22 protein-coding genes are annotated in these 24,065 nt (G+C 69.8%); 4 read left to right on the top strand and 18 right to left on the bottom strand.

Annotated features, from left to right (window positions below; all coding sequences use genetic code 11):
- Nucleotides 1–5: 5 nt before the first annotated feature.
- The 8 genes from AC1P0E_RS28125 to AC1P0E_RS28090 form a co-directional block, all read right to left on the bottom strand.
- A complete protein-coding gene (locus AC1P0E_RS28125; RefSeq protein WP_482744899.1) occupies nucleotides 6–1,007 on the bottom strand; it encodes a TIGR03842 family LLM class F420-dependent oxidoreductase in 1,002 nt (333 codons plus the stop codon).
- Between the two features lie 26 nt (nucleotides 1,008–1,033).
- Nucleotides 1,034–2,437 (bottom strand): dihydropyrimidinase, encoded by a 1,404-nt coding sequence (gene hydA / locus AC1P0E_RS28120; RefSeq protein ID WP_482745932.1) that lies wholly within the window; start codon nucleotides 2,435–2,437, stop codon nucleotides 1,034–1,036.
- Between the two features lie 240 nt (nucleotides 2,438–2,677).
- Entirely contained in the window at nucleotides 2,678–4,945 is a 2,268-nt protein-coding gene (locus tag AC1P0E_RS28115) for a bifunctional glycosyltransferase/CDP-glycerol:glycerophosphate glycerophosphotransferase (RefSeq protein WP_482744898.1), read from the bottom strand.
- A 183-nt stretch (nucleotides 4,946–5,128) separates the two neighbouring features.
- Nucleotides 5,129–6,382 carry an aspartate aminotransferase family protein gene (locus tag AC1P0E_RS28110; protein ID WP_482745931.1) on the bottom strand — a complete coding sequence of 418 codons (1,254 nt, stop codon included), beginning with the start codon at nucleotides 6,380–6,382 and terminating at the stop codon, nucleotides 5,129–5,131.
- Between the two features lie 41 nt (nucleotides 6,383–6,423).
- Complete coding sequence (locus AC1P0E_RS28105; RefSeq protein WP_482744897.1) at nucleotides 6,424–7,266, bottom strand: nitrilase-related carbon-nitrogen hydrolase; 843 nt, start codon at nucleotides 7,264–7,266, stop codon at nucleotides 6,424–6,426.
- Between the two features lie 185 nt (nucleotides 7,267–7,451).
- On the bottom strand, nucleotides 7,452–9,068 hold the full coding sequence (locus AC1P0E_RS28100; protein WP_482744896.1) for a hypothetical protein: 1,617 nt from the start codon (nucleotides 9,066–9,068) through the stop codon (nucleotides 7,452–7,454).
- A gap of 134 nt (nucleotides 9,069–9,202) precedes the next feature.
- Nucleotides 9,203–9,598 carry a PPOX class F420-dependent oxidoreductase gene (locus AC1P0E_RS28095; protein WP_482744895.1) on the bottom strand — a complete coding sequence of 132 codons (396 nt, stop codon included), beginning with the start codon at nucleotides 9,596–9,598 and terminating at the stop codon, nucleotides 9,203–9,205.
- Nucleotides 9,599–9,672: 74 nt separating this feature from the next.
- The gene (locus AC1P0E_RS28090) at nucleotides 9,673–9,924 is read right to left on the bottom strand and encodes a helix-turn-helix domain-containing protein (RefSeq protein WP_482744894.1); all 252 of its coding nucleotides are present in this window, start codon (nucleotides 9,922–9,924) and stop codon (nucleotides 9,673–9,675) included.
- A gap of 41 nt (nucleotides 9,925–9,965) precedes the next feature.
- On the opposite strand from AC1P0E_RS28090, the gene map reads away from it, so the two are divergent.
- Complete coding sequence (gene map / locus AC1P0E_RS28085; protein ID WP_482744893.1) at nucleotides 9,966–10,733, top strand: type I methionyl aminopeptidase; 768 nt, start codon at nucleotides 9,966–9,968, stop codon at nucleotides 10,731–10,733.
- A 152-nt stretch (nucleotides 10,734–10,885) separates the two neighbouring features.
- Here the strand turns inward: map and ggt are convergent, their stop codons facing one another.
- Nucleotides 10,886–12,721, bottom strand: a complete 1,836-nt coding sequence (gene ggt / locus AC1P0E_RS28080) for a gamma-glutamyltransferase (RefSeq protein ID WP_482744892.1) — start codon at nucleotides 12,719–12,721, stop codon at nucleotides 10,886–10,888.
- 104 nt (nucleotides 12,722–12,825) lie between these two features.
- Here ggt and AC1P0E_RS28075 point away from each other — a divergent pair, with 104 nt between their 5' ends.
- Nucleotides 12,826–13,569: a hypothetical protein gene (locus AC1P0E_RS28075; RefSeq protein WP_482744891.1), complete on the top strand. Its 744-nt coding sequence runs from the start codon at nucleotides 12,826–12,828 to the stop codon at nucleotides 13,567–13,569.
- 7 nt (nucleotides 13,570–13,576) lie between these two features.
- On the opposite strand, the gene AC1P0E_RS28070 is transcribed toward AC1P0E_RS28075, so the two are convergent.
- Both AC1P0E_RS28070 and AC1P0E_RS28065 read right to left on the bottom strand, forming a co-directional pair.
- Nucleotides 13,577–14,842 (bottom strand): cytochrome P450, encoded by a 1,266-nt coding sequence (locus tag AC1P0E_RS28070; RefSeq protein WP_482744890.1) that lies wholly within the window; start codon nucleotides 14,840–14,842, stop codon nucleotides 13,577–13,579.
- Nucleotides 14,839–15,603 carry an alpha/beta fold hydrolase gene (locus tag AC1P0E_RS28065; RefSeq protein ID WP_482745930.1) on the bottom strand — a complete coding sequence of 255 codons (765 nt, stop codon included), beginning with the start codon at nucleotides 15,601–15,603 and terminating at the stop codon, nucleotides 14,839–14,841. Before AC1P0E_RS28065 ends, AC1P0E_RS28070 begins: the two co-directional genes overlap by 4 nt.
- A 230-nt stretch (nucleotides 15,604–15,833) precedes the next feature.
- Here AC1P0E_RS28065 and AC1P0E_RS28060 point away from each other — a divergent pair, with 230 nt between their 5' ends.
- Entirely contained in the window at nucleotides 15,834–17,021 is a 1,188-nt protein-coding gene (locus AC1P0E_RS28060; protein ID WP_482744889.1) for a L,D-transpeptidase, read from the top strand.
- A 126-nt stretch (nucleotides 17,022–17,147) separates the two neighbouring features.
- A complete protein-coding gene (locus tag AC1P0E_RS28055; RefSeq protein ID WP_482745929.1) occupies nucleotides 17,148–18,740 on the top strand; it encodes a CocE/NonD family hydrolase in 1,593 nt (530 codons plus the stop codon).
- 45 nt (nucleotides 18,741–18,785) lie between these two features.
- On the opposite strand, the gene AC1P0E_RS28050 is transcribed toward AC1P0E_RS28055, so the two are convergent.
- The 7 genes from AC1P0E_RS28050 to AC1P0E_RS28020 all read right to left on the bottom strand — a co-directional run bounded on the left by AC1P0E_RS28050 (nucleotide 18,786) and on the right by AC1P0E_RS28020 (nucleotide 24,065).
- On the bottom strand, nucleotides 18,786–19,646 hold the full coding sequence (locus AC1P0E_RS28050; RefSeq protein WP_482744888.1) for an amino acid ABC transporter permease: 861 nt from the start codon (nucleotides 19,644–19,646) through the stop codon (nucleotides 18,786–18,788).
- Nucleotides 19,643–20,287, bottom strand: a complete 645-nt coding sequence (locus AC1P0E_RS28045; protein WP_482744887.1) for an amino acid ABC transporter permease — start codon at nucleotides 20,285–20,287, stop codon at nucleotides 19,643–19,645. The genes AC1P0E_RS28050 and AC1P0E_RS28045 overlap by 4 nt, the downstream gene beginning before the upstream one ends.
- 16 nt (nucleotides 20,288–20,303) lie before the next feature.
- Nucleotides 20,304–21,218 (bottom strand): glutamate ABC transporter substrate-binding protein, encoded by a 915-nt coding sequence (locus AC1P0E_RS28040; protein WP_482744886.1) that lies wholly within the window; start codon nucleotides 21,216–21,218, stop codon nucleotides 20,304–20,306.
- 18 nt (nucleotides 21,219–21,236) lie between these two features.
- A complete protein-coding gene (locus tag AC1P0E_RS28035; RefSeq protein ID WP_482744885.1) occupies nucleotides 21,237–21,980 on the bottom strand; it encodes an amino acid ABC transporter ATP-binding protein in 744 nt (247 codons plus the stop codon).
- A gap of 118 nt (nucleotides 21,981–22,098) precedes the next feature.
- Complete coding sequence (locus AC1P0E_RS28030; protein WP_482744884.1) at nucleotides 22,099–22,551, bottom strand: DUF6278 family protein; 453 nt, start codon at nucleotides 22,549–22,551, stop codon at nucleotides 22,099–22,101.
- A 71-nt stretch (nucleotides 22,552–22,622) separates the two neighbouring features.
- Nucleotides 22,623–23,402, bottom strand: a complete 780-nt coding sequence (locus AC1P0E_RS28025; RefSeq protein ID WP_482744883.1) for an exodeoxyribonuclease III — start codon at nucleotides 23,400–23,402, stop codon at nucleotides 22,623–22,625.
- Nucleotides 23,403–23,432: 30 nt separating this feature from the next.
- Complete coding sequence (locus AC1P0E_RS28020) at nucleotides 23,433–24,065, bottom strand: MBL fold metallo-hydrolase (protein WP_482744882.1); 633 nt, start codon at nucleotides 24,063–24,065, stop codon at nucleotides 23,433–23,435.

Below are 24,065 nucleotides of genomic sequence, written 5' to 3'. Positions count from 1 at the left end.
GTGGCTCAGGAAGTCAGTGCGGGGATGATCTCGGCGCCGTACGCGTCGATCGTCTCTTCGCGCGCGTCGTGCATGTTGTAGACGGCGAACTGGTCGACGCCCAGGGCCCGCAGCGCCTTGAGCTTCTCGATGTGCGCTTCGGCCGGCCCCAGCAGGCAGAAGCGGTCGACGATCCCGTCGGGCACGAAGGCGGTGTCCGGGTTCCCGGCCCGCCCGTGGTGGCTGTAGTCGTAGCCCTGGCGCTGTTTGATGTACTCCGTCAGGGCGTCCGGCACCAGGCCGGAGTGTTCGCCGTACCTCTCGACCAGGTCGGCGACGTGGTTGCCGACCATGCCGCCGAACCACCGGCACTGGTCCCTCGCGTGGGTGAGGTTGTCGCCGACGTACGCCGGGGCGGCGACACAGATGGTGATGGACGCCGGGTCCCGTCCCGCGTCCGACGCGGCGGTACGTACCGCCTTGACCATCCACTCCGTCAGGAACGGGTCCGCGAGCTGGAGGATGAACCCGTCGGCCTTCTGCCCGGCCATTTCCAGCGCCTTCGGCCCGTACGCCGCCATCCACACCGGCAGTTTGCCGCCTTGCACCCACGGCAGCCGCAGCCGCTGCCCGCCGACGTCCGCCTCCCGTCCCTCGGCCAGGTCACGGATGACGCCGATCGCCTCGCCGAGGCGTGCCAGGGTGTTGGGCTTGCGGCCCGCCACGCGCATCGCGGAGTCGCCGCGGCCGATGCCGCACACGGTTCTGTTGCCGTACATCTCGTTGAGGGTGGCGAAGGTGGAGGCGGTGACTTCCCAGGTTCGCGTGCCGGGGTTGGTCACCATCGGTCCGACGATCAGCCGGTCGGTGTGTTCGAGGATGCGGCTGTAGATGACGAAGGGTTCCTGCCACAGCACGGCGGAGTCGAAGGTCCAGCCGTAGCGGAAGCCGTTGCGCTCCGCGCGCCGCATCAGGCCGACGACCGCCGATGCGGGCGGGTCGGTCTGCAGGACGAGTCCGAAGTCCATGACGGGGACCTCCCGGTTGTTCGGGGTCAGTTCAGGTTCTGACACGTGGATCGGGGCGTATAGCTGCCGTGTCCTGCCCGGCCGGTGAACTCCCGCTTGTCGATGACGAGTTCGCCGCGCGAGAGCACCGTCTCCACCTGACCGGTGATCCGCTTTCCTTCGTAGGCCGAGTAGTCGACGTTCATGTGGTGGGTGTCCGCCGAGAGGGTCTGCTCGGCGTGCGGGTCGTAGATGACGACGTCGGCGTCGGCGCCCGGCGCGATCGTCCCCTTCTTCGGGTAGAGGCCGAACATGCGGGCCGGGGACGCGCAGGCGATCTCGATCCAGCGGCGGCGCGAGACGCGTCCGTCGACGACGGCCTGGTGGAGGAGGTCCATGCGGTTCTCCACGCCGGGCAGCCCGTTGGGGATCTTCGAGAAGTCTCCCCGGCCGAGTTCCTTCTGTCCCGAGAAGCAGAAGGGGCAGTGGTCCGTCGAGACGACCTGGAGGTCGTTGGTCCGCAGCCCCCGCCAGAGCGCGGCCTGGTGCTCGCGCGGCCGCAGCGGCGTACTGCATACGTACTTCGCCCCCTCGAAGTCCGGCTCCGCGAGGTTGTCCGTGGACAGGAAGAGGTACTGGGGACAGGTCTCGCCGAAGACGTTCAGCCCCTTGTCGCGGGCCGCGGCGATCTCGGCGACGGCCTCTTCCGCCGATACGTGCACGATGTACAGCGGGGCGTCCGCGACCCGTGCGAGCTGGATCGCGCGGTGGGTCGCCTCCGCTTCGAGGAGGACCTTGCGGACCTCTCCGTGGTAGCGGGGGTCGGTGCGGCCCTCGGCCAGCGCCTGCTCGACGAGGACGTCGATGGCGATGCCGTTCTCGGCGTGCATCATGATCAGCCCGCCGTTGCGGGCGGAACGCTGCATCGCGCGCAGGATCTGTCCGTCGTCGCTGTAGAAGACGCCGGGGTACGCCATGAACAGCTTGAAGGAGGTGATCCCCTCCCCCACCAGCAGGTCCACCTCCTTGAGCGAGTGCTCGTTGACGTCGGAGAGGATCATGTGGAAGGCGTAGTCGATCGCACACTTGCCGTCGGCCTTCGCGTACCAGGCGTCGAGGCCTTCGCGCACGGCGTGCCCGACGCTCTGCACGGCGAAGTCGATGATGGTCGTGGTGCCGCCCCAGGCGGCCGCCCGCGTCCCCGTCTCGAAGGTGTCGGAGGCGAAGGTGCCGCCGAAGGGCAGTTCCATGTGGGTGTGCGCGTCGACGCCGCCCGGGATGACGTACTTCCCGGTGGCGTCGATCGTTCGGCCGGCGGTCCAGGCGTCGGCCGCGCTGCTGCCGTGCGAGGCGAGGGCCGCGATGCGCCCGTCCTCGATCAGGACGTCGGCGTGGACTTCGTCGGAGGCCGTGATGACGAGCCCTCCACGGACAACAGTACGGTTCACGATTCCTGCTCCCTTCCGAGCAGCAGGACCGGATGCCCGCGCAGCCGGGGGACCCGCCGCCTGTCGAACTTGCACCGCCCTCGGTCTACACCCGTAGAACCGCGTGTGCAGGAGACCGTAGAAGCATGTCACCCACCGTGGCAATACCGTGGCTGTTAATCACGTGTGACGAATGTGTCGCCGGCCGTCCGGGCCCCGTCCGCCGCACCCGGCGGACGGAACCCGGACACTCGGCGCGTCCCCTCAGCGCACCGCCGACGCCGCCGCGGCCTTGCTCGGGGAAGGAGCCGGCGTACGCAACGACAGCGGCTGCGGGGCGGGGGTCATTCCCTCGCCCAGGAAGACGCGGCGCACCACACGTTCGGCGGCGTTTCCGTCGTCGTACTGGACGAACCGCTCACGGAAGGCCGCGCGCAGGGCCGCTGCCCGCTCGCTGTCCCAGTCGCCGCCGCGGAACGCCTCGATCAGCTCGTCGTCCGTGGTGGCCAGCACGCCCGGGGTCTCGCCCGGCTCGCCGGAGAAGAGGTCGAAGGTGACGCCGCGGGACTTCACGTAGACCTCCCAGTCGTCGGCGTACGTGATGATCGGCCGGTCCAGGCAGGCGTAGTCGAACACGATGGACGAGTAGTCCGTGACGAGCGCGTCGGCGGCCAGGCAGAGCTCCTCGACGACGGGGTACGTCGACACGTCGAGCAGCAGGCCCTGCTCGTGCAGCCGCCGCAGGGCGGAGTCCTGACCGTAGAAATAGTGCGTACGGACCATCAGGACGACGTCGGGGCCGAGGCCTCGGGTGACCTTCTCCAGGTCCATGCGCGGGACGAAGCCTGCCTGGTAGTCGCGGACCGTGGGGGCGTACAGCACGGCCGTCTTCCCCGGTGCGATGCCCAGCTTCTCGCGGGCGGCGAGGACGTCCTCGGCGGTGGCGGTGAAGTACACGTCGTTGCGCGGGTATCCGGCGTCGAGCGACTCGAAGGTGCAGGGGTAGACCCGCTCCCAGTTCTCCGAGGAGTGCTGGTTGGAGGAGACGCTGTAGTCCCAGCGGTCGGCGCGCTGGAGCAGCTTGCGGAAGCTCATGCCCTTGGCGGCGGCCGGATAGCGCTGCTGCTCGATGCCCATGCGCTTGAGCGGCGTGCCGTGGTGGGTCTGGATGTGGATCTGACCGGGACGCTTCACGATGTCGTCCGGGTAGTTGACGTTGTTGACGAAGTACGTCGCACGAGCCATGACCTCCCAGTAGCGGGGCGAGCCCGGCACCACGTAGTCGACGCCCTCCGGCACGGTGTCCTCGAGCCCCCTGCGGACCACCCACACGCCGTGGATGTCGGGGGCGAGCTCCTGGGCCTTGCGGAAGATGGCGCCGGGGTTGCACGCCACGCCCCGGTTCCAGTAGGCGGCGTATACGGCCAGCTTGGGATCCAGGGGCCGCTTGGAGTGCATCTGGTACAGGCTGGTGAGCGCGCGCTTGCCGACGGTCGTCCTGGCGCTCTTCAGCCTGCGCCGCACGGTGACCCGGGTCTTGTTGACGAGCTTGAGCGCCTGGAAGGAGGAGTACGAACCGCGTCCGAGCGCCTGGAACTTGGCGCCCGTCACGCCCGGGGGCGGCTCGTAGCCGGCCGGCAGGTGCTTGCGGTACATCGCGGAGGCGGCGCGGAAGTACTCCGCCCGGTCGGCCGGTACGACACGGCTGGCGCGGGCGAAGGTGAAGAGGAAGTGATTGACCATGCGCTCGAAGAGGAAGGAGCGCAGTGGGTCGAGGTGCGGTCTGGTGGCCAGGAAGTCGAACAGCCGCTGGTACTGCTCGAAGATGGTGAAGTGCTTGCGGCCCGGTGTCACCATGGAGCTGCCCTGGCGGCGCTGGCGGTACTCGACGCAGACGTGATTCAGGCAGGCGACGCGCTCGGCGCTGAGCATGGTCGTGTAGACCATAAGCGCGTCCTCGTACAGACCGTCGGTGTAGGTGAAGCCGCCCGCGAGGTAGAAGTCGCGGCGGAACGCGCGATTCCAGACGACGGCGAACATCTTGAGGAACTCGGTGCGGTCGGCGGGGCTGAACACCTCGTCGCCCGCCTCGGCGAGCAGTTCGGTGCTCGCGCTGGGCTGCCGCTTGTCCCACCAGTACGTCCGCACATGGTCGAAGAGCAGGATCTCCGGGTCGTCCGCCTCGTCGAGACGGCGTGCCATGTTCTCCAGCGCGTCGGGGGTGAAGGTGTCGTCGCTGTCAAGGAACAGCAGGTAGGTGCCCGTGGCCCGCTCCACGCCGGTGTTGCGGGCCTGGCCTATGCCGCCGTTCTCCTCCCGGTGTATCGCGATGATCCGGTCGTCCCGGGCCGCGTACTCGTCGAGGATCGCCCCGCATTCGTCGGGTGAGCGGTCGTCGACGGCGAGCACCTCGAAGTCCACGAAGGTCTGGGCCAGGACCGAGTCCAGACATTCACGCAGATATCCGCGGACCTTGTACACGGGTATGACAATGCTGAACCGGGGAGCGCCGGAGCCATCGGTGGCCGACATAAAAGTGCTACTCCTTGTGCTGATCTCATCACTGAGAGAAATGGGCTGCTCAAACATGGTCTCAGCCTCTGGTCGGAGACTTTCGAGGTGGCCCACAGGTTGCACAAAGGTAGCCAGAAAGAGTCGTACATCACACGGGTGGAAGTGGTGGGCGGAGCCGCCTCCCGGAGGCGGCTCCGCGGCTCACTGCGCGTTCCTCAGTGCCTTCTCGAGGATGCGGGCGCCCTCCTCCGCCTCCGTGACGCTCAGCGTCAGGGGCGGGGCGATCCGCAGAACGGCGGTGTTGTGGCCGCCGCCCTTGCCGATCAGCAGGCCGCCCTCGCGGGCGGCTTCGAGTACGGCCGCCGCCGTCTCCGGTGCGGCCTCGTCGGTGCCGGGCTTGACGAGCTCGATGGCCGCCATCAGGCCCCGGCCACGTACTTCGCGTACGGACGGCACCCCGGCGGTGATCGCTCGCAGCCGTTCCAGGAGCAGGCCGCCGACACGGCGGGCGTTGTCCTGAAGGTGGTGTTCGAGGACGTAGTTGAGGTTGGCGAGGCCCGCCGCCATCGTGATGGGGCTGCCGCCGAACGTCGAGATCGAGTTGGCGTCGAGGCAGTTCATGACCTCGGCGCGGGCGACGACGCCGCCGATGGACATGCCGTTGCCGATGCCCTTGGCGAAGGTGAGGATGTCCGGCGGCCCGTTCTGGGCGTGGGCCTGCCACCCCCAGAAGTGTTCGCCCGTACGCCCCCACCCGGTCTGCACCTCGTCGGTGATCCACAGGATGCCGTGCCGGTCGAGTACTTCGCGGAACGCGGCGTACAGACCGTCGGGCGGGGAGGTGAACCCGCCGACGCCCTGCACCGGTTCGGCGATGAGCGCGGCGACCTGGCCGCCGGCCTGCCCCAGGACGTCTTCGAGGTCGGCGACGCACGCCTCGATGAACTGCGCGTCGGAGAGTTGCGCGTACGGTCCGCGGCTGCGGACGCCCCCGTGGACGTACAGCGTCTGGAGCGGGGACAGGCTGGTCGGGGACCAGCCGCGGTTTCCGGTGATCGACACGGCGGAGAAGGACCGGCCGTGGTAGCTGTTGCGCATCGCCAGGATCTGGTTCGAGCGGCGGTACGTCGTGGCGAGGAGCAGCGCGGTGTCGTTGGCCTCGGTGCCGGACGTGGTGAAGAAGACCCGCGCCTGCGGGATGCCGGAGAGGGTGGCGATGCGCTCGGCCAGCTCGACCATGGGACGGTTGAGGTAGAGCGTCGAGGAGTGGATGAGGCGGCCGGCCTGCTCGCTGACGGCCTTGGCCACCTCGGGGAGCGCGTGGGCGGTCATGGTGGTGAGGATGCCGCCGAAGAAGTCGAGGTAGCGGTTGCCGTCGGCGTCGTAGACGTACCGGCCCTCGCCGTGGGTGATCTCGATCGGCTGCCGGTAGTAGAGGGACAGCCAGTCGGGCATGACGGCCTGGTGGCGGCCGAGCAGGTGGTTCACATGGTGGGTCACGGATTGACCAGTCCTTCGTACGCGTCGGGTCGGCGGTCCCGGTAGAACGCCCACTGCTGGCGTACTTCCTCGATGAGGTCGAAGTCCAGGTCCCTGACGACGAGTTCCTCTTCCTTGTCGCTCGCCGTCCCACCGACGAACTTGCCTCGCGGGTCGACGAAGTAGCTGGTGCCGTAGAAGTCGTTGTCGCCGTACTCCTCCTGACCGACCCGGTTGATGGCGGCGATGTAGTACTCGTTGGCGACGGCGGCCGCGGGCTGCTCCAGCTGCCAGAGGTGGGCGGACAGGCCGCGGTGGGTGGCGGAGGGGTTGTAGACGATCTGGGCGCCGTTGAGGCCGAGTTGACGCCACCCTTCGGGGAAGTGACGGTCGTAACAGATGTAGACGCCGACCTTGCCGACCGCCGTGTCGAAGACGGGCCAGCCCAGGTTTCCCGGCTTGAAGTAGAACTTCTCCCAGAAGCCCTTGACCTGGGGGATGTGGTGCTTGCGGTACTTGCCGAGGTAGCTGCCGTCGGCGTCGATCACGGCGGCGGTGTTGAAGTAGAAGCCGGACTGCTCGCGCTCGAAGACGGGGACGACGATGACCATGCCGGTCTCGCGGGCGAGATCCTGCATACGGCGGACGGTGGGCCCGTCCGGGACCTGCTCGGCCCACCGGTAGTGCTCGGCGTCCTGCACCTGGCAGAAGTACGGGGCGTTGAAGACCTCCTGGAACCCTATGATCTTCGCGCCCTGCCGGGCCGCCTCGCGGGCGTGCTCCTCATGCTTGGCGATCATGGATTCGGTGTCGCCTGTCCAGGTCGCCTGGACGAGTGCGGCGCGTACGACGTTGGCCATGACTTGTCTCCTTCAACGGGACGTCAGAGACCTTCTACGCCCGTAGATTCGGGACGTAGAGGGATGAACGTAAGCCCCGGCGGGGAGTGGGGCAAGACCATCGTCGTCAACCCGCGGAGTCGATCACGTTTCGCACCCGAGGGAGTGACACGGGGGCGTACCGATGTTCACGCGCTTCACCGCGCTCACGGTGCGGCGCCCGCCACGCGCAGGGCGTGGACCACGTCCCGGTACCGGCTCTGCGACACCTGGCGCGCGGCTTCGAGCAGCAGCGGGGAGAGGCGGCGCGGGTCGGTGCGGGCGACCTGGGCCACGTCCTCGGGCGTTCGTACGCGTACGAACGCGTCGACCAGCGCCCGCACTTCGCGCTCGTGGCCGCCCGAGTCGTCCAGGGCGAGCAGGGCGACGGCGATCTCGGCGGCGGGGCGTACGACGCCCTGGCGCAGCAGCTGCCGGCCGTCGTCGCCGAGCCCCGCGCCTTCGAGCGCCGCGGCGACGGCGGCGACCCGGTCGGGCGGCCACGACGCCGCCTCCCAGAGGAGGGTGGACCAGTCGGCGCCGAGCCCGGCATGGTGCAGGGCGTCGGCGAGCAGCGGCAGCCGGGCGGCGGGCCAGCCGGCGGCCTCGCAGAGCAGCACGTGCGCCTCGCCGGTACGCCCCTGGGCACGCAGTTGTACGAGCGCGGCGACGGTGTCGGTGACGGCACGGGTGTCTTGAGGGGAATCCGCTGCGGCGGGCGGAGGCGCCGCAGCCTCGACCCCGGCGTACCTGGCGCCCCGGGGGACGGCGGCCTGAACGGGAGGCACGGGAATGGCAGGCGCGCCGAACACACCGCCGGCGTCGTCATCGTGGCCGTGATCGTGGCCGTGATCGTCCAGCCCGGCGTAACGGGCCCCACGGGGGCGGGGCTTGGGCGCGGGAGCGGGGCCGGGGCGCGCCTGGGTGGTCTCTTCCCCACCCCGCCCCTTCCCGGAACTGGGGGCAAGCCCCCAGTCCCCCGGACGCCATACGGGCGTGTCCTGGAACGCCGGCCGGGCTGGCCTCTGCGCTCGGCCCGGATTTTGCGCTCGGGCCGGAATTGTCGGCTCGGCGGGCACATTTCCGCTCAGCGGCGTACCTCCGCCGAGCATCGCGTCTTCGCCGAGCGGCACACCCAGCCCCTCCGGCGTTTGAGGAGCGGGGTCTGGGGCGGCGCCCCAGCTGCGGGAAGGGGCGGGGTGGGGAGATGAACGCTCCGCCGGCGCCTCCGCGCGGAACCACGAGTCCGGGGCCGGCGGCCGCCCCTGCGACGGCGGCGGCGCGCCCAGCGCCGCCAGGCGCGCGCCCAGCTCCGCGCAGCGGGCCGTCGCGCGTTCGTGGTCGTCACGCGCCCAGGCCACCTCGGCGTCGAGCCCCTGCCACTGGGAGCCGCCGCCCGAGGCCCGCAGCCGCCCCGCCAGCTCCCGCTCGCGTTCAGCGGCGTACGCCTCCTCGCGCCGCATCGCCACGAGCCGCTCCACCAGCGTCTCGCGTCCCCCCGGCCGCCGGTCGTGCGCGGTGGCCGCCGCCGCGTGCAGGGCCCGCGCGCGTGCGGTCTCACGCTCGGCGGCGGCCGGTCCGTACCCGGTGGCCAGGTCCTGGAGCAGGGCCTCCAGTACGTCCCACGGCGGGAGTTCGGCGCCGTCGAGGCAGGCGCGCATGCCGTCGGGGTCGCGCTGCCAGAAGACGCCGCACCAGCCGGTGCCCGTGTCGACGAGCCCTGTCAGCTCGCACAGGTAGCGCGCGAACGCCTCTGCATCCGCCGGGAGTTGTCCCACAGCCATAACCGCCCTGCCACGCTGTCGCCGCCGCCCTGGAACCATCCGGTCCGCAGGCATTCGACCGCAGTTGTGTTACGGCGCGGCTACGGGCAGTTTTCGCCGAAGGGGCGGACTGCTCATGCGGAGCACGCCGGGAGTCAGAGGCTGATGGCGATACCGACGTGCGGACGCTTGCCGAGCCGGACGATCGCGGCGGGCACGTCCGTGAACCAGAACTGCCAGGTGTACTTGCGTGCGAGGAGCTTGCGCGCCTTGCGCAGCCCGTTTGCGTCCAGCAGCCGCGCGGTGCCCTCGACGGAGGGCGCCCCGTCCTTGACCCGGCCGCGCGCGTCGCACACCGTCACGACGACCCGCTTGTCGTTACGGATGCGCTTGACCTTCCACGAGTCGGCTTTGGTCCAGACGTAGAGCTCGGCGCCGTCGGAGGCGGCCCACACCGGCGTGGCGACCCCCGTGCCGTTCTTGCGGAAGGTGGTCAGGCTGACGTACGGGCTGCGGCCGAGCGTGGCGAGCGGGTCCTGGTCGGAAGTCATGCACGCGACACTACGTCGTACCCGCCACGCGCCTCCACACGCTCCCGCAAGCGCTCCCGACCAGGGTGTGCGCGTCACACGGGCGTCGGCGTACAGCGGGCCGCGACCTCGTCCATGGAGAGGCCGAGTACGCGCGCCAGTGCCGCCACGGTGAAGAAGGCCGGGGTCGGGGCGCGGCCCGTCTCGATCTTGCGAAGGGTTTCGGCGGACAGTCCGGCGTGGGCCGCGACGTCGACCATGGTGCGGTCGCCGCGCGCCTGGCGGAGCAACTGGCCGAGGCGCTCGCCGCGTTCGCGCTCTTCGGGGGTGAGGGGGGTGCGTACCATGCCGTCATTCTAATACCGCCGCGACCGGTATAGTAATTGGCATGGTTGAGATCAAGACGGATACGTCGGTGGACGCGATGCGGGAAGCGGGCCGGGTGGTCGCGCAGGCGCTGACCGCCGTGCGCGAGGCGGCGGGAATCGGCGTCAGTCTGCGCGAACTGGACGAGGCGGCCCGGGCCGTGCTGCGGAAGGCCGGGGCGTCGTCGCCCTTCCTCGACTACCACCCCTACTGGGCCCCCGTCCCCTTCCCCGCCGTCATCTGCGCCTCGGTCAACGACGCGATCGTGCACGGCATCCCGGACGGGTACCGCCTGCGCGACGGTGACCTCGTCAGCATCGACTGCGGTGCGACGCTGGACGGCTGGTGCGGCGACTCTGCCGTCACCTTCAGCGTCGGCACGGCCCGCCCCGACGACGTACGCCTGGCCGACACGGCGCGCGAGGCGCTGGACGCGGGCATCGCGGCCGCGGTCGCGGGCAACCGGATCGGCGACATCGCCCACGCGATCGGCCGCGTCTGCCGGTCCGCCGGCTACGGCATCCCGCAGGACTTCGGCGGCCACGGCGTGGGCCGCACGATGCACGAGGGCCCCGAGGTGCCGAACGAGGGGCGGGCGGGACGGGGGCTCGTGCTGCGGCACGGGATGGTGCTTGCCATCGAGCCGATGGTGATCGGTGGCGGCAGGGACGCGTTCTACTCGGCTCCGGACGGGTGGACCCTGCGCACGTCCGACGGCAGCAGGGCCGCGCACGCGGAGCACACGGTGGCGATCACGGATGCGGGGCCGCGGGTGCTTACGGTGCTGTGAGGTGCGGTGCGGGGGCGCCGGACGGGCTGGATTTCCTGCTCAGGGCCGGACTCCCCGCACAGCGGGCCCCGGCCCGCTCAGCCGCACCCTCCAGCCCCTCCGGCGTTTGAGAAGCGGGGTCACGGGCGGCCCCAGAGGGGCCCCGCCAGGGGTTACCGCGTGCCGCCGCTCGGGGTCACCACCATCGCCGAGCCACCGCCCCGGCGCACCTTCTCCGCCGCCGCGAGCCACCGCCCGTCCGGCAGCCGCTGGACACCCGTCGTCGCACCGATCTCCGGGTTCAACTTGAAGACGTGCCCGATCGCTTCGAGCTCCTCCCGCAGCGGACGGTCGTTCCACAGCCCCGGTTCGAGCTCCGTCGTCGCCGCGTTCCGCTGGCTCGCGCGCGGCGCCGCGATCGCGTCGACCAGCGGCAGCCCGCGGTCCAGGTGCCCCGTCAGGGTCTGGAGCACCGTCGTGATGATGGTCGCGCCGCCCGGCGAACCGAGCGCGAGCAGCGGCCGCCCGTCCTCCAGCACGATCGTCGGTGACATCGAGGAGCGCGGACGCTTGCCGGGCCCGGGCAGGTTCGGGTCGTGGACCGCCGGGTTGGCGGGGGCGAAGGAGAAGTCCGTCAGCTCGTTGTTGAGGAGGAAGCCCCGACCGGGCACCGTGATACCACTGCCGCCCGTCGACTCGATGGTCAGCGTGTACGCGACGACGTTGCCCCACTTGTCGGCGGCCGTCAGATGCGTCGTGTTCTCGCCTTCGTACGTCGTCGGGGCCGCCGTCCCCCCAGAACCGCACCCGCCGCCACCGGGCTTGCGCGGGTCCCCCGGCGCGACCGGGCTCTTCAGCACCGCGTCGTCCCGGATGAGGCACTCGCGCGAGTCCGCGAACCGCTGCGACAGCAGACCCTTCACCGGTACGTTCTCGAAGGCCGGGTCGCCGACCCACCGCCCCCGGTCCGCGAACGCGATCCGGCTCGCCTCGATGAAGCGGTGCAGGTACTGCGCGTCCGTGGCGGCCTCGGGCGAAAGGTCGGTGCGCTCAAGGATGTTGAGCGCCTCCCCCACGGTCGTACCGCCCGAAGACGACGGCGCCATGCCGTACACGTCGAGGCCCTGGTAGGAGACCTTCGTCGGCGCCTGGCTCAGCGTGCCGTACTTCCGCAGGTCCTTGGCCCTCAGATCACCGGGCCGCACCACCCTGGTCGCCCCGGCGGCGACCGGAGGCTTGCGTACCGTACGCACGATGTCGCGGGCGATGTCGCCCCGGTACAGCTCTCCGACTCCCTCCCGGCCCAGCTTCTCGTACGTACGGGCGAGATCGGGATTCTTGATCCGGGACCCCACCACCGGCAGGTTCCCGCCCGGCAGGAACAGCTCCGCCGTGTCCGGGAAGTCCCGGAACCGTGCCTCGTTCGCAGCGGTCTGCGAGCGGAAGGTGGAGTCGACGGTGAACCCGTCGCGCGCGAGCTTCCGGGCCGGCCCGAGCAGCGTACGCAGCGGCTTGGTGCCCCACGCGTCGAGCACCTTGTCCCAGGTCGCCGGGGTACCGGGCGTGCCGACGCCGAGTCCGCTCGTCATCGCCTCGTCGAACGCGATGGGCTTGCCGTCCTCCAGGAAGAGGGGTTCGTCGGCGCTCAGCGGCGCGGTCTCGCGGCCGTCGACCGTGCGTACGGTGCGGGACTTGGCGTCGTAGTGGACGAAGTAGCCGCCACCGCCGATGCCTGCCGAGTACGGCTCGGTGACGCCGAGCGCCGCCGCCGTGGCGACCGCCGCGTCGACCGCGTTGCCACCCAGCCTCAGGACCTCGATCCCGGCGGCCGAGGCGTCGGCGTCCACGCTGGCGACCGCTCCCCCGTACCCGGTGGCGACCGGCTTCTTGACGGGTGGTGGCGGTGACGTCGCGGGAGCGGGAGCGGCGGTCGGGGCGGTGGCGCCCACTGACGCCACCACCGCCGCGACGGCCCAGAACGACAGCACTCGTACCGTGGAGCGGCGCATGCGTACCTCCAGTCAACACGTGTCCGCGCAGCGTAACTTCACCACGCCATACGAGTCAGGACCCCGTCGAACACGGGTGCGCCGTGGCGCTAGCATGCCGCCCCATGACTGACGACGTACGCAACATCGTGCTCGGCGTGATCGCGGCCGGACTCAGCGCTTCACTGGGCTGGCTCGCCCGTACGTACCTGTGGCGGCGCAGGCTGCGCCGCAAGCAGGCGTTTCTCGGGCTGCCCACGAACTCCGAGTCGCTGCTCGTGGTGAACCGCGAGGTGGGCGGCGACGGCGTGCACCGGTTCGACGTCTTCGCGCTCCTCGAACTCGCCGCCGTCGTGAAGGACTGCGGGGCCCACGCGCAGATCCTCTCCCACGACGTCGCGCGGCAGGGCTTCGGTGAGCGTACGGAATTCTGCGTCGGCGGGCCGGCGTCGAACCGCCGCATGGCCGCCCACCTGCACAGCCTGCTCCCCGGGGTCCGGGTCAACACAGACGTCGAGCCGGGACCCGACCGGGGCGGGTTCCAGATAGGCAGCGAGCGCTACCGCATAGAGCCCGGTGTGGCCGAATACGTCATCCTGGCGCGCCTGACAGCCGGTCAGGACGCCAGACCGGTGTTCCTCTTCTGTGGGCAGCGCGCCATCACCAACCAGGCCGCGACCCGCTACCTCGCCCGCAACCACGAGAAGCTGGCCCGCAAGCACGGCAACGGCTCCTTCTGCCTGCTCCTGAAGGTCGTCAACTCGGAGGCGTACGGCCCGGACGTGGTGGAAGTGATCGCCGACGTGACCCGCGCCGCCCAGACCCCGATCCCGGCAGCCCCCCGCCCCTCCCACCGGGCTGCCGGGTAGCCGGTTCTCAGCTCAGGAACCGCAGGGGCAGCGCCTTGACGCCGTTGATGAAGTTGGAGACCAGGCGGCGCGGCGGGCCCGCGGGCTCCAGGGCGGGCAGGCGCAGCGCCTCCTCGTGCAGTACCCGCAGCTGCAGCCGGGCGAAGTGCGCGCCGAGGCAGACGTGCGGGCCGTCGCCGAAGGAGACGTGCGGGTTCGGCGACCGGGACAGGTCGAGGCGGTGCGGGGCGTCGAAGACCCGCTCGTCGTAATTGGCCGAGGCGTGGAAGACGACGACCTTGTCGCCCGTACGCACCCGCTGACCGGCGAGTTCCGTGTCCCTGGCAGCGGTGCGGCGGAAGGTGAGGACGGGCGGGTGCCAGCGCAGCAGCTCCTCGACGGCCGTGGACAGCGACACCTCACCGGCACGCAGTCCGCGCTGCTGATCCGGGTGCTCGGCCAGCGCGAAGAAGCCGCCGGGGGCGGCGCTGCGCACCGTGTCGTTGCCCGCCACCGTCAGCAGGAAGAAGAACATCTCCAGCTCGGCGTCCAGGAGTTCCGAGTGCGCGAGCGAGGTCATGATGTCGTCGCCCGGACGGCTCCGCTTGTACGCCGCGAGCTCCTGCGCGTACGCGAACATCTCCTGGAGCATCGCGGGCGAGCGGGGATTGACCGGCTTCCCGTCGGAGCCGAGGACCGACGGCTCGTCGGGGTCCTGATAGGCGATGACCCGTTCCGTCCACTTGAGCAGCAGGCCGCGGTCGCTCTCCGGTACGCCCAGCAGATCGGCGAGGTTGAGCAGGGCGTAGTCGTCGGTGACGGCCGTGACCAGGTCGAAGACGGGGCCGGACTCCCTGGCCGCGCCGAGCAGCGCCCGGGCCCTCGCCCGCGCGGACGCCTCGAAGCGGTCGGTGCGCCCGGGGGTGAAGGCCCGGCTGACGAGCCGCCGCAGCCGGCCGTGGTCAGTGGGGTCTCCCCTGCTCGAACGAAGTGGAGAGCTTGGCGACGGGTCCTGGTTGAGCATCATGCGGCGGATGAAGGGCAGGTCGGCCGGGTCGGGATCGCGGATCTGGGTGGCGCCGAGCATGGAGGAGTAGGTCCATGAGTCTTTGAGTACGCCGACTACATCGCGGTGGCGCGTCACCGCCCAGAAGCCTGGTCCGGCCGGCCAGCCCAGCACCTCGTACTCCTCCTGCCGGGCCACCGGGTGCCGGTCGCGCAGCACCCGGAAGGCCTCGTGCGGCAGCCCGGCGCCGTACAGCCGGGGGTCGAACACATCGGGGACATCGCTCATGCGCGCAGGAAGTCCTCGACCGTACGGATCAGCTGGAGCGGCGTCTCGTCCATCGCGTAGTGACCGGCGCCCGGCAGGTCGGCGAGTGCGCCGCGCGGGAACCAGCTCAGCCAGGTCCGGCGCATCAGCTCGGCGCTCAGCGCCGGGTCCAGGGCCCCGGTCACCGCGAGGGCGGGCACGTCGGAGCCCTTGATGTCGGCGTGGAAGTCCTCACCGGCCCACGAGTCGAACCAGGCGCGGAACGCCTTGGGGTCGCTCTGCTCGACCGACTGGCGCACCATGCGGTCGAGCCAGGCGGCCGGGCGGTTCCCACCGGTCGTCGAATCGAAGATGACGCGGCGGTTCGCCGGCCGGTCGGCGGCTCCCGCGAAGAGCTCCCACTGCTCCTGCGGCATCGGCAGCCCGCTCGCGGGCACGGGCGACACGCCGACCAGGCGCCGCACCCGATCCGGCGCGGCGGCGAGCACGCGCTGGACGACGGAACCGCCCATGGAGTGGCCGACGAGCGAAAAGGAGTCCCAGCCGAGCCGGTCGGCCAGCGCCAGCACGTCCGCCGCGCCCTCGGCCGTCGTATACAGCCCCGGGGCCTGCCGGGCCTCTCCGTAACCGCGCAGGTCGACGACGGCGTAGCTGAAGGACCGCGTGTCGAGGTCCGGCAGCACGGCGGCGTAGGCGCTGCGGTCGGCAAGCCAGCCGTGCACGGCGACGACCCGGTGGGGTCCGTCGCCGAGCAGCGTGTGCGGGAGTACGAAGGGGTCCACGGCGTCTCCGATCGGGAGGTACGGCTGTGTGTCGGTCCTCACGTTGACCCAGGCGCCGGGTCCCGACAAGACCGCGTGCCCGGCCGTCGGAGCGCTGTCAGGGCCGTTGGTCCTGTTCTTCTGCGGCATTTGTCACAGCGGATTTGGGTGAATTTCCCGTCATTCGCGCAACCGCTCCCTGTTCAATCGACTCTTCGGGACGACAGACATCGAACCGGAGGTTTTCCCCCTTGCGCCGCTCGAGCACCACCCACCCCCACACACGCCGCCGCACCCTGCTGGCCGGCACCGCGGCGCTCGCCGTCGCGCTCACCGCCTGTTCCGCCGGCGGTGCCGAGACGGCTGGGGCGGCCGGTCTGTCCGAGAAGAGTCCACAGATCTCGGTGAACCTCCACGGGAAGCAGGCCGAGCCCGGCGAGCCGGTGCAGGTCAAGATCGCCGACGGCAGGCTGAACGACGTCTCGGTGACGGACTCCAAGGGCGGAAAGCTCGACGGGAAGGTGTCCGAGGACGGAACGTCCTGGACCTCCGGCCGCGGGGCCGCCCCCGGGACGAGCTACTCCGTGCGGGCCGAGGACGAGAACGGCGCCGGCGCGAGGACCGCTTTCACCACGGCGGCCCCCGACAAGATCAACAAGCTCAGCCTCGCCCCCGGCAACAAGACCGAGGTCGGCGTCGCCCAGCCCCTGTCGGTCGTCTTCGACCACCCGGTCAAGAACAAGGCCGCCGTCGAGAAGCGCCTCGAGGTGAGCACCTCGAACGACACCGAGGGCTCCTGGGGCTGGATGCGGGACTACTCCGGCAAGGACCGCGTCGACTGGCGCCCCAAGGAGTACTGGAAGCCGGGCACGAAGGTCTCCCTGAAGGCGGATCTGGGCGGCGTCGACTCGGGCAAGGACGGCGGCTGGTTCGTACGCGACTACGCCACGCACTTCACCGTCGGCGAGCAGCAGATCGTCAAGGCCGACCTCGACAACCACCGCCTCAAGCTGATGCGCGACGGACAGCTGGTCAAGGACGTGCCGATGTCGGCCGGCACCCCCGGCGGCGACAAGGCGTCCTGGCGCGGTACGTCCGTCCTGATGGCCAAGGAGGGCACGATCAACATGCGCTCCGAGACCGTGGGCCTCGGCGACGCGTACGACAAGATGGTCGACTCCTCGATGCGGCTGACCTGGTCCGGGATGTACGCGCACGCCGCGCCCTGGAACAAGGCCCACTTCGGCAAGGCCAACATGAGCTCGGGCTGCATCGGCATGAGTGACAAGGACGCCGAGTGGATCTACCGCCACGTCCAGGTCGGCGACCCGTTCGAGGCGACCGGCGACGACGCCAAGGGCACGGTCGCACCCAGCAACGGCTACGGCGAGTGGAACCTCTCCTGGGCGGACTGGCAGACCAAGAGCGCCCTGGGCTGACACCTCGTCCAATAATTGTTACCCCGACGTAACTTACCGGGGAGTTACCAACGGTAAGCGCTGGGGGTTACCGTCGGGTCACTTTGCACTGACACGAGTGAGGAGTGACCCGTGAGACACCCCCACATGTCCCTGCGCGGCACTACGGCCGGCGCCGCCACCGCCGCCGTACTGCTCGCCGGGACCGCCACTGGCGTGGCTCCCACAGCCCAGGCCGCCGCCCCCGCGCAGCAGCCCGCGGCCGCGACCGACGCTCTCCCCGGCGTACGGTTCGTGGACATCACCGGCGACGGCGGAACCGTACTCAAAGCCAACGTCTTCACCCCGGCCGGCGCCGACGGCAGCCGCACGTACCCGGTGATCGTGCTGCCGACCAGCTGGGCCATGCCGCAGATCGAGTACGTCGCCCAGGCCAAGAAGCTCGCCGACTCCGGCTATGTCGTGGTCAGTTACAACTCCCGCGGCTTCTGGCAGTCCGGCGGCAACATCGAGGTCGCCGGCCCGCCGGACATCGCCGACGCCTCCAAGGTCATCGACTGGGCGCTGGCCAACACCCCGGCCGACCCGCAGAAGGTGGGTATGGCGGGCGTCTCGTACGGCGCCGGAATCAGCCTCCTCGCCGCCGGACACGACAAGCGGATCAAGGCAGTTGTCGCGCTGAGCGGCTGGGCCGACCTCATCGACTCCATCTACAGCGGCCGTACGCAGCACCTCCAGGCCGCGGGGCTGCTCAGCGGCGCCGGCTACCTCACCGGCCGCCCGAGCCCCGAACTCCAGCAGACGATGAAGGACTTCCTCGGCTCCAACCTGGACAAGGAGCAGGACATGATCGAGTGGGGGCGCAAGCGCTCCCCCGTCACCTACCTCGACCAGATCAACAAGAACGGCTCGGCGATCATGCTGGGCAACGCGTGGGGCGACACCATCTTCCCGCCCAACCAGTACGCCGACTTCTACGAGAAGCTCACCGGCCCCAAGCGCCTGGAGCTGCGCCCCGGCGACCACGCCACCGCCGAGGCCACCGGCCTGCTCGGACTGCCGAACGACGTCTGGACGAACGCCCAGCGCTGGTTCGACCACCACCTCAACGGTGCGGCGAACGGCGTCGACGGCGAGCAGCCGGTCCGGCTCAAGTCGCGCTCCACCGGCGCGTACGAGGGCTACCCCGACTGGAAGTCGGTCGGCGCGAACCAGCGGAAGATCGCCATGGGCGGCGACAAGACCATCCGGACGAACGTCGACTCGGGCGCCAACGGCGGGGTCGTCCTGCTGTCCAACGCGCTCGACCAGTTCCTCAAGCTGCCGCCGATGGCGTCCATACCGCTGCTGCCCCGTTCGTACGCCTCGGTCTGGCAGTCGGAGCGGTACGACGGGACGCAGCGCGTGCGCGGCACCGCCAAGGTCCACACGACGCTCTCCAGTACCAAGGAGAGCGGCACCCTCGTCGCATACCTCTACGACGTGGGCCCGCTCGGCCTCGGCAAGCTGGTCAGCAACGCGCCGTACACCTTCCACGACCGGACACCCGGCCGGCCGTTCGCCGTCGACCTGGAGCTGTTCTCCACCGCCTACGACGTTCCGGCCGGCCACCGGCTGGCCCTGGTGATCGACACCGTCGACCCGCTCTACATCGAACACAACCCGTCCGGCGCGCAGCTGACCTTCTCGTCGCCCGAGTCCGACCCGTCATACGTGTCGGTCCCACTGCGCGACAAGTGATCTCCGGCTGCTGCCGGGCAGGCACGTGCCCTTGTCGAACTTGAACTAGCGCACGCCCGGCAGCAGCGTGCCCGCGTCGGCCGGACCCACATCCACGGCCTCGGTCTTGGGACTGCGCTTCTCCCGCTCGGCCACCCACTGGGCGAACCAGGAGAGCAGCATGCACATCCCGATGTAGATCGGCGAGATCACCATCACTACGGGGATGAACGGCAAATCGTAGTCGAGATTCGACGCGATGAGTTTTCCGGCGTGGAGGAACTCCTCATAGGTGATCAGAAAGCCGAGCGAAGTGTCCTTCAGCGCGACCACCAGCTGGCTGATGATGGTCGGCATCATCGCGCGCACGCCCTGCGGTACCAGGACGTACGCCATGACCTGCGTCTTTCGCATACCGAGTGAGTACGCCGCCTCCCGCTGCCCCCTTTCCACGGAGTTGACCCCCGTACGGAACACCTCGGCGAGCACCGAGCCGTTGTACAGCGTCAGTCCGGCCACCAGAGCGGGCAGCGGCTGGACCTTCAGCGCCACGAAGATGAAGAAAATCATCACCAGTACGGGCATGGCGCGGAAGAACTCGACCAGCAGTGTCGCCGTCCACCGCAGCGCGCGGTGTTCGGAGAGCCTGCCGGTCGCGAGGAGCGCGCCGAGTGCGAGCGAGAGCACCGCGGCGTACGCGAAGGCCTTGAGGGTGTTGCCGAGCCCGCGCAGCAGCAGCTCCTGGATTCCCTCGTACTGGAAGGGAGTCCACTTGGCCGAGGTGAACTGGTCCGTGTCGAACAGGAGGTACAGCACCCAGCCCGCGAGCGCGAGGATGACCAGGGTCGCCCCGACGCCGTAGAGGAAGTGCCGCTTGCGGGTCGCGGGCCCGGGGATGTCGTAGAGGGCGGTGGAGGTCGCGGTCATCGGGCGACTCCCCAGCGCTTCTCCAGCACATTGAAGAGCGCGCTGATCGTCAGGGTGACGATCAGATAGCCGACGGCGATCCAGACGAAGGTCCAGATGATGCTGTAGCCCAGCTCGTTGAGCGTCTTGTACGTGCCGAGCAGCTCGGTGACGCTGAACGCGCCGGCGATCGCGGAGTTCTTGGCGAGCGCGATGAGGGTGGAGCCGATCGGCGGGATGACGGTGCGGAAAGCCTGCGGCAGCACGACGGCGCCGAGCGTCTGGCTGAACGTCATGCCGAGGCTGCGGGACGCCTCGCCCTGTCCGAGCGGCACGGTGTTGATGCCGGAGCGCAGCGCCTCGCAGATGAACGCCGAGGTGTAGCAGCCGAGTGCGATCACCGCGAAGAGCTGGAACGGCAGTACGAGCCCGAAGCGCGGCAGACCGAGCAGCACCGCGAAGAACAGCAGCGTCAGCGGGGTGTTGCGCAGCACCGTGACCCAAACGGTCCCGAGGGCCCGCAGCGAGCCGACGGGCGCGACGCGGAAGGAGGCCATGACGAAGCCGAGGGCGAGCGCGAGAAGGGAGGCGTAGACCGTGAGCTCGACGGTGCCGAGGAAGCCCTTGCCGTAGAGGGAGAAGTTCTCGGTGAGTACGTCCATGTCTTGTGTCGCTCCCTCAGCCCGCCGGGTAGCGGTCGATCGCGGGCGGCTTCGGGGCGGGCACTCCGGAGAGGCCGAGCGTCGCGTCGTACGCCTTCTTCCAGTTCCCGTTCTTCTCGTTGGCCGCGAGGGCGTCGTCGATGGCGAAGCGCAGCGCGTTGTCGTCGCGCGGGACGCCGATGCCGTACGGCTCCTCCGAGAAGGGCTTGCCGACGATCTTGAGTTCGTCGGGCACCTTGGCCGCGTAGCCGATGAGGATGGCGTCGTCGGTCGTGACGGCTTCGACCTGGTAGGTCAGCAGGTTGTCCACGCAGACGGAGTAGGTGTCGTACGCGACGAGTTCGGCCTTGGGGTAGTCGGCGTCGATCCGCTGATAGGGGGTCGATCCGGCGGCTGAGCAGACGCGCTTGCCCGCGAGGTCCTGCGGCCCGTTGATGTCGTCCTCGTCGGTGCGCACCAGCAGGGACTGGCCGGCCATGTAGTAGGGGCCGGCGAAGCCGACGAGCTTCTTGCGGTTGTCGTTGATGGTGTAGGTACCGACGTAGTAGTCGATCTGGCCGTTCTGCAGGGCGGTTTCGCGGTTGGCCGAGGCGATCGTCCTGAACTCGACCGTCTTGGGGTCGAAGCCCAGCGAGGCGGCGACCATCTTGGCGATCTCGATGTCGAAGCCCGAGTAACGGCCCGACGCCGGGTCCTTCTCTCCCATGTACGGCTGGTCCTCCTTGGCGCCCACGACGAGCCGGCCGCGGCGCTTCGCCTTCTCCCAGGTGCTGGAGCCGGGCAGCCGGAAGTCCTTGGCGACCCGGTACTTGGGCAGTTCGTCGGGCTGCGGGCCTTTCACCGGCGGGCTGCCTTCTTTGCCGCAGGCGACGGCGAGGAGGGCAAGGAGGAGGAGCACGAGGGCGGTGAGGGTCCTGGGTTTGCGCTGCATGTGTCCGTACACCGCCCGTCAGTGCTTGAGGATCTTGGAGAGGAAGTCCTTGGCGCGGTCGCTCTCCGGGGCGGTGAAGAAGTCCTCGGGGGTGCGGTCCTCGACGACGCGGCCGTCGGCCATGAAGACGACGCGGTTGGCGGCTGAGCGGGCGAAGCCCATCTCGTGGGTGACGACGACCATGGTCATGCCCTCGCGGGCGAGCTGCTGCATGACTTCGAGTACTTCGTTGATCATCTCCGGGTCGAGCGCGGAGGTCGGCTCGTCGAAGAGGAGGGCCTTGGGGTCCATGGCGAGGGCGCGGGCGATGGCCACGCGCTGTTGCTGGCCGCCGGAGAGCTGGGCCGGGAATTTTCCGGCCTGGTCGGCGAGGCCGACGCGCTCCAGGAGTTCGCGGGAGCGCTTGTCGGCGTCTTCCTTCTTGCGTTTGCGGACCTTGATCTGGGCGAGGGAGACGTTCGCCAGCACGGTCTTGTGTGCGAAGAGATTGAAGGACTGGAAGACCATCCCCACCTCGGCGCGCAGCTGGGCGAGCCCCCGGCCCTCTTCGGGAAGGGGCTTTCCGTCGATGAGGACGGTGCCCGACTCGACCGTCTCCAGCCGGTTCACCGCCCGGCAGAGCGTTGACTTGCCCGAACCGGACGGGCCGATGACCACCACCACCTCCCCGCGACCGACGGTGAGGCTGATGTCCTGCAGGACGTGCAACTTCCCGTAGTACTTGTTGACGTCACGCAGCTCGATCAACGGATCGACGGCCATACGCAGCCCTACCCACTCTCAGCTGTGTCGAGGTCAGCGCAAACTATCCAGCCGGATAAGGGACTTCGCACACGACACGCTTAAATGGGGCATAAGGCGCACTAAAGAGTTCGGGCGGTCAGAGCTCCGAGACCTCGGCGTACACCTGGGAGAGCTCGGGCGCCCCGTTGACCGCCCAGTCGAGGCCGAACTCGACCACGTTGATCTCACGGCCGGAAGCAAGCCGGACCACCGGCTGGCCGCTCGGCCACAGCCGCCAGGCCGCCCCGGGGACCGTACGTACGATCACGGAGCCGAGGTAGAGACCCGCGTCGTTTCCCAGCCAGGGCAGCTCTTCGGGGTCGTCGCGCCAGCGCGGGGTCAGCTGGTCGAGGGCCTCCAACGAGGCAGGTGAGTCGTCGAGTTCGAGGCCGGCATCCCCTGCCCGGACGCGCAACAGCTCGCACTCGGCGAGCAGTTCCGCGAGGCCTTCCATGTCGCTGTCTCCGCCGGCGCCGGATCCGAACACCGCCGTACCGCGCGCCGTGTCACGGCGCTTGAGCCAGTTGTCCAGGAAAGGGATGTTCTTCATATCGCTCAGCCTCGCATTCGTCCCGCCATGTTCACCACAGGCGCGCGGAGACCCGTTCGCGCCCGCGCCCCTCAGATGTCGAGGTCGACGACGACCGGTGCGTGGTCGGACGCACCCTTGCCCTTGCGCTCCTCACGGTCCACATAGCTGTCCTTGACCGCCGCGGCGAAGGGGGCGTTGCCGTACACCAGGTCGATGCGCATGCCCTTGTTCTTGGGGAAGCCCAGCAGACGGTAGTCCCAGTAGGTATAAGGACGGTCGTACTTGAGCGGGCGCGGCACCACGTCGGAGAGCCCCGCGTCGCGCAGCGCGGCGAGTGCCGCCCGCTCGGCCGGGGTGACATGGGTGGCGCCCACGAAGAGCGCGGGGTCCCAGACGTCCTCGTCGGCCGGGGCGATGTTGAAGTCGCCGAGGACGGCGAACGGCCGGTCCCCGGCGGCGTCCACGGCCACGGCCTTCTGGAGCGCGTCCAGCCAGCGCAGCTTGTACCCGTAGTGGTCGTGGGCGACCTCGCGGCCGTTCGGTACGTACACCGACCAGACGCGGAGCGGGCCGCAGTCCGCGGAGATCGCCCGCGGCTCCTGGACACCTTCGTAGTCGGGCCCGCCGGGCAGGCCCATGACGACGCCTTCCAGGCCGACCTTGGAGACCAGGGCCACGCCGTTCCACCGGCCCGTGGCGTGGACCGCCGATTCGTAACCGAGCTCCCGCAGCTCATCGGTCGGGAAGCCCTCGGCGGTGGTCTTGGTCTCCTGGACGCACAGCACGTCGGTGCCGGTGCTCTCCAGCCAGGCCAGCAGCCGGGGCAGCCGGGCAGTGATCGAGTTGACATTCCAGGTCGCGATACGCATGTGCAACAGCCTATCGGCGCGGTCTGACACTCACAGTTCGGCCGAGTCTCCCGGCGTGAGACGGCTGTGGTCGGTGCCGCCCAGGGCGCCGATCTGGCGGTCGTAGACCGGCCGGGCGAGGTCGGTGAGCAGCGCGTCGTGGATGTCGATGGCGCGCCGGGGCTTCACCTCGCGCACGTAGTCGATCACCTCGGAGATCTTCGACCACGGGGCCATCACCGGGAGCATCAGCGTCTCGACGGGCTGCTCGGGGACGGTGAGCGCGTCGCCGGGATGGAAGACCGAACCGTCCACCAGGTAGCCCACGTTGGTGATCCGCGGCAAGTCCGGATGGATCACGGCGTGCAGTTCGCCGTGGACCTGCACGTCGAAGCCCGCGGCGGAGAAGGTGTCGCCGTGACCGACGGTGTGCACCCGGCCGGGGAAGGCCGCCGAGAGCTGGTCCGCGACACTGCGCAGGGTCCAGATCTCGGCGCCCGGGTTGGACTCCAGACCGGCCCGCAGCCGGTCCTCGGCGAAGTGGTCGGGATGCTCGTGGGTCACCAGGACGGCGTCGGCGCCGACCGCGGCGTCCTGTTCGCTGAAGTTGCCGGGGTCGATGACGAGCGTCCGCCCGTCCTTCTCCAGCCGGATGCAGGCATGGGACTTCTTGGTCAGCTTCAT

It is taken from the genome of Streptomyces sp. TRD_SC_5 (assembly GCF_056836825.1).
This window is presented reverse-complemented; position numbering and strand designations above follow the sequence as displayed.